Below are 4024 nucleotides of genomic sequence, written 5' to 3' on the forward strand. Positions count from 1 at the left end.
ACGCGGTCAAGTCCAAGATCCGCCACCCGGATTACTCGTTAAAGGTTGCATGACGAGGCACTAGAACCGTTCACGACTACAAGGTCTAGCGCGCACTGCACGGCAGTAGCGTCATGATCATTTTGGGGGCTGTGCTGTTGGTTGCGCGGTGGGGCCGCGCCGGTCCGCGGGTGTGCGCGTTGGTCTGTCTGGTGGCGTTGGTCGGGTTCGTGATTCTGGTGCGGCCGTCGCCGAGTGTGCTGCGCGCCGGGTTGATGGGGGCGATCGGGCTGCTCGCGCTGGCGGTCGGTCGGCGGCGGGTCGCGGTACCGGCGCTGGCTGCCACGGTCATCGCGCTGGTGATCGCCGATCCGGCGCTGGCGGTGCGGGCCGGGTTCATCCTGTCCGTGGTCGCCACGACGGCGTTGATCCTGCTGGCGCCCGGTTGGCGGGACGCGCTGCGGCGTCGCGGTGTGCCCGCCGGGGTGGCGGAGGCGCTGGCGGTCCCCGCCGCGGCCCAGCTCGCGTGCGGGCCGGTGATCGCGGCGCTGGCCGGTACGGTCAACCCGGTCGCGGTCGTGGCGAACCTGCTCGCCGCGCCCACGGTCGCCCCCGCGACCGTGATCGGCGTCGTCGCCACGCTCGCGGGTCCGTTCGCCCCGCCGGTCGGGGGGCTGCTCGTGTGGGTCGCCCAGTGGCCGGCGTGGTGGCTGGTCACCGTCGCGCGGGTCGGTGCCGATCTGCCGGGCGGCAGCACTGGGACGGCATCGCCAAGGCCCTGAAGCCGGTCTACACGGCACCCACCGAAGCCGTCGCCCGAGCCCGCTTCGACGATTTCGTCGAGGCGTGGGGCAGCAAGTATCCGGCGATCGTGCGGCTGTGGACCAACGCGTGGGCGGAGTTCGTGCCGTTCCTGGCCTTCGACCCGGAGATCCGCACTGTCGTGTGTTCCACCAACGCCATCGACTCCGTCAACGCCCGTATCCGGCCGCGCGGTCCGCGCCCGCGGCCACTTCCCCAACGACGCCGCCGCCCTCAAGTGCGTCTACCGAGCCGTGATGAGCCTCGACCCCACCGGGCAAGGCCGCCGCCGCTGGACGATGCGCTGGGAAACCCGCCCTCAACGCCTTCGACATCGCCTTCGAAGGACGCCTGTCCGCAGGCCGCAAGTAGTCCCGCCAACCCTCGTTACACCGTTCGTTTTGACAGACCCGTGGGAACCGCGTCGACCACCTCTGGAAGGCGCTCGATACCTCGCTGCGATCCCAGTGAGCTGGCAGCGGCCATGAGCGTGCGGTAGGCGACGGCCCGTTCCGGCTGTGGGTGGCGTGGCGCGTAAATCGGTGGCGGACGGTCGTGACGGGTTACAGCCTGTTGGCTGTGACCCGTAGTGATTTGCGGGACGAGGATGCTGCGCAGCGATACGACGCCGCGGCGGCGGCGATGTTCCGCCCAGCGGTCCTTGATCCAGTCGTCGATTTCCTGGCCGGGCTCGCCGACGGAGGCCGGGCCTTGGAGTTCGCCATCGGTACCGGGCGGGTGGCCGTTCCGCTCGTCGAGCGGGGAGTGCCGGTGTCCGGGATTGAGCTGTCGCAGGCGATGGTGGATCAGCTTCGTCGGAAGGCGTCGGCACAGCAGATCCCGGTGGTCGTCGGTGACATGGCCACAGCGACGGTGCCGGGCACGTTCACGCTGGTGTATGTGGTGTGGAACAGCATCGCCAACCTGTGTACCCAGGCTGAGCAGGTCCAATGCTTCCGCAACGCTGCACGGCACCTCGCGCCCGGTGGCGGCTTCGTCGTGGAGCTGTGGATTCCCGGCATTCGACGTTATCCACCGGGGCAGGCGGCTGTGCCGTTCTCGGTCACCGATCGGCACGTCGGGTTCGATACCTTCGACCTGGCGACCCAGACCGGCACCTCACATCACTACCAGCGGCTCGACGACGGCAGCATCCGCTACGATCACAGCAACTTCCGCTACATCTGGCCAGCCGAGTGCGACCTCATGGCGCAACTGGCGGGCCTGACCCTGCAGCAGCGCACCGCGGACTGGACAGGCCCTCCGTTCACCTCCGACAGCGGGAACCAGTCTCGGTCTGGCGCAAGTCACCGCATCAGCCGTAATCCCCGCCGGACGACCGGATCGCGGCAAAGTCGGATGGCTCAGCTTCGTCGACGGGCGAGCAGGACGGCTTGTGATGTCGGCTCGGCGCCTTCAGCGCAGCGGTGCAGCTGGGCGTGGAGGTCGAATCCCGTCTCGGCGAGCACAGCGATCAGGTACTGCGGGTCGTGGCGATAGCTGGTGAGGGTCACCGGGTGCCCGTAGGCGCTGGTGCGCTCTACGCGCTGGCCGTCACCGGCCTGGAAGGCCGTCAGCAGCCAAGCACCGGGCCTGAGCACGCGGGCGAAGTCTTTCACGCAGGTCGACAGCCCGTCCGGGGCGGTGTGGATGAGGGAGTACCAGGCCAGCACGCCGCCCAGGGTGGCGTCAGGGACGGGGAGATCCTCCAATGCGCCGACGTCGAAGCGCAGGTGAGGATAGGTTCGCCGGGCTACCTCGATCATGCCGAGGGACAGGTCGGTGCCGAAGACGTCGAGGCCGCGGGTGGCGAGGTGGGCGCTGACGCGACCAGTGCCGCAGCCGGCGTCGAGGACAGGGCCGAGCGAGACGGCTGCACACCGGTCGGTGAAGTCGTCGATCATCGCGATGTCGAGGGTCGTCTCCGCGTTGAGCCCGGGCAGGAGCCGGGCGTAGTCCTCGGCGACGGTGTCGTAGCCCTGCTTCGTCTGTGGGCGGTGGTCGGTGGCGGTCACGAAGGGACACGGTACGGACGGCACGGTCCATGATCCGTGGTGGGCTGCGAACGCACTCACCTCGGCATGGCCGGACGCCGACCCGGCCGGACCCGCATAACGCAGCGTGACGCGCGGTCGGCGGCATGAGGGTGCGTCCGGCTGCATGCGCGTGGCGTGGCGTACTGGCAAGCTGTGGTCGGTTCTGCTTGGTGGTGCAGCAGACCCGGACTAGCATCGGCCGGTGAGCTTGGTGCTGGCGTTGTTGCCGAGCCCGCTACTGGGTCCAGCAGTGTGGGAGCCGGTCGCCGCCCTGCTGGCCCGTGCTCGCTGGTCGACCGTCACGCCGGCCGCTTGGTCGAGCGCGCCGACCACGGCCGAGGACGTGTTGCAGTCGTTCCTTGCCGTGCTTCCGGCCGCCGCTGACATCGTCGTGTTGGCGCACAGCAACGCGGGCCTCTACGTTCCTGCTCTTACCACCACGCGCCGAGTGGTCGGATGCGTGTTCGTAGACGCCGGCCTGCCAGCTGGTCACGGCAGGGTTCGGCTGGCCCCACCCGCGGTCGAGGAGTTCCTCCGAGACCGGGCAGACGAGCACGGGTTGCTGCCGCCCTGGACCAGGTGGTGGTCCGAGTCGGAAGTCGCGTCGCTGTTTCCCGACGACGCCACCCGCCTACGGGTGGAGCGGGAGCAGCAGCGGCTGCCGCTGTCGTACTTCGCGCAGTCGCTTGCCGTGCCGTCAGGCTGGGACAATCGCCCAGGCGCGTACCTTGCCTTCGGCGACACCTACGCCGCCGAGCGGCACGAAGCAACCCAACGCGGCTGGCCGGTTACCACCCTTGCGGGTAGGCACCTGCACACCCTCACCGCCCCCCGCCAAGTCGCCGAGGAAATCAACGCCCTACTTGGCCGGATGGGAATCAAGCCGCCACCATGACCAAACGCGCTGACCGCGGCATGTAAGTGCACGACGGGCGTGGTCAGTAGAGCTGACACTCCCATGGCTCAAGGTCTAATTCGCCGGGGCGGAAGCTCACCGGTGCAGTACCGGTAGAGCCAGGTGGCGGCGCGACGCTCGGCGTACTTTTCGTTGATTGGCTCGCCCCGTTCGTCCAACTCGAGGACGTTGGCGAAGATCGCAAAGCAAGTTTCCATCTGGGATGGCGAGTCCTTGAGATCGTTCCAGTGAGCCCTTTTCATCGTAAGTAGCGGTCGGCCTCGGCGGTGTGGAGGACGAGGATGGCCTGCAC

The 4024-nt window shown here is 68.6% G+C and carries 3 protein-coding genes and 3 pseudogenes; 4 read left to right on the plus strand and 2 right to left on the minus strand.

Features of this window, described 5'->3' with window-relative positions; genetic code table 11:
• Nucleotides 1-92 precede the first annotated feature (92 nt).
• The 3 pseudogenes from IEY94_RS23035 to IEY94_RS23850 form a co-directional block, all read left to right on the plus strand.
• Nucleotides 93-734, plus strand: a pseudogene (locus IEY94_RS23035) (ComEC/Rec2 family competence protein); the annotation flags it as partial.
• A pseudogene (locus IEY94_RS23040) lies at nucleotides 716-1152 on the plus strand (transposase); the annotation flags it as partial. The pseudogenes IEY94_RS23035 and IEY94_RS23040, both read left to right, overlap by 19 nt.
• 270 nt (nucleotides 1153-1422) lie before the next feature.
• Nucleotides 1423-1719 (plus strand): annotated as a pseudogene (locus IEY94_RS23850) (class I SAM-dependent methyltransferase); the annotation flags it as partial.
• Nucleotides 1720-2144: 425 nt separating this feature from the next.
• Here IEY94_RS23850 and IEY94_RS23050 read toward each other — a convergent pair.
• Nucleotides 2145-2795: a class I SAM-dependent methyltransferase gene (locus IEY94_RS23050; protein WP_229784376.1), complete on the minus strand. Its 651-nt coding sequence runs from the start codon at nucleotides 2793-2795 to the stop codon at nucleotides 2145-2147.
• Nucleotides 2796-3018: 223 nt separating this feature from the next.
• Here IEY94_RS23050 and IEY94_RS23055 point away from each other — a divergent pair, with 223 nt between their 5' ends.
• The gene (locus tag IEY94_RS23055; protein WP_189172354.1) at nucleotides 3019-3711 is read left to right on the plus strand and encodes an alpha/beta fold hydrolase; all 693 of its coding nucleotides are present in this window, start codon (nucleotides 3019-3021) and stop codon (nucleotides 3709-3711) included.
• Nucleotides 3712-3779: 68 nt separating this feature from the next.
• Here IEY94_RS23055 and IEY94_RS24505 read toward each other — a convergent pair whose 3' ends face one another.
• Nucleotides 3780-3974, minus strand: a complete 195-nt coding sequence (locus tag IEY94_RS24505) for a DUF7677 family protein (RefSeq protein WP_444544026.1) — start codon at nucleotides 3972-3974, stop codon at nucleotides 3780-3782.
• Between the last annotated feature and the right edge of the window lie 50 nt (nucleotides 3975-4024).

The sequence above is a fragment of the Pilimelia anulata genome, from assembly GCF_014647895.1.
Taxonomy (GTDB): domain Bacteria; phylum Actinomycetota; class Actinomycetes; order Mycobacteriales; family Micromonosporaceae; genus Pilimelia; species Pilimelia anulata.

Excerpts from the sequence above, each read along its gene's own strand:
- IEY94_RS24505 (WP_444544026.1), bottom strand. The coding sequence starts at position 3,974 with ATGAAAAGGGCTCACTGGAACGATCTCAAGGACTCGCCATCCCAGATG.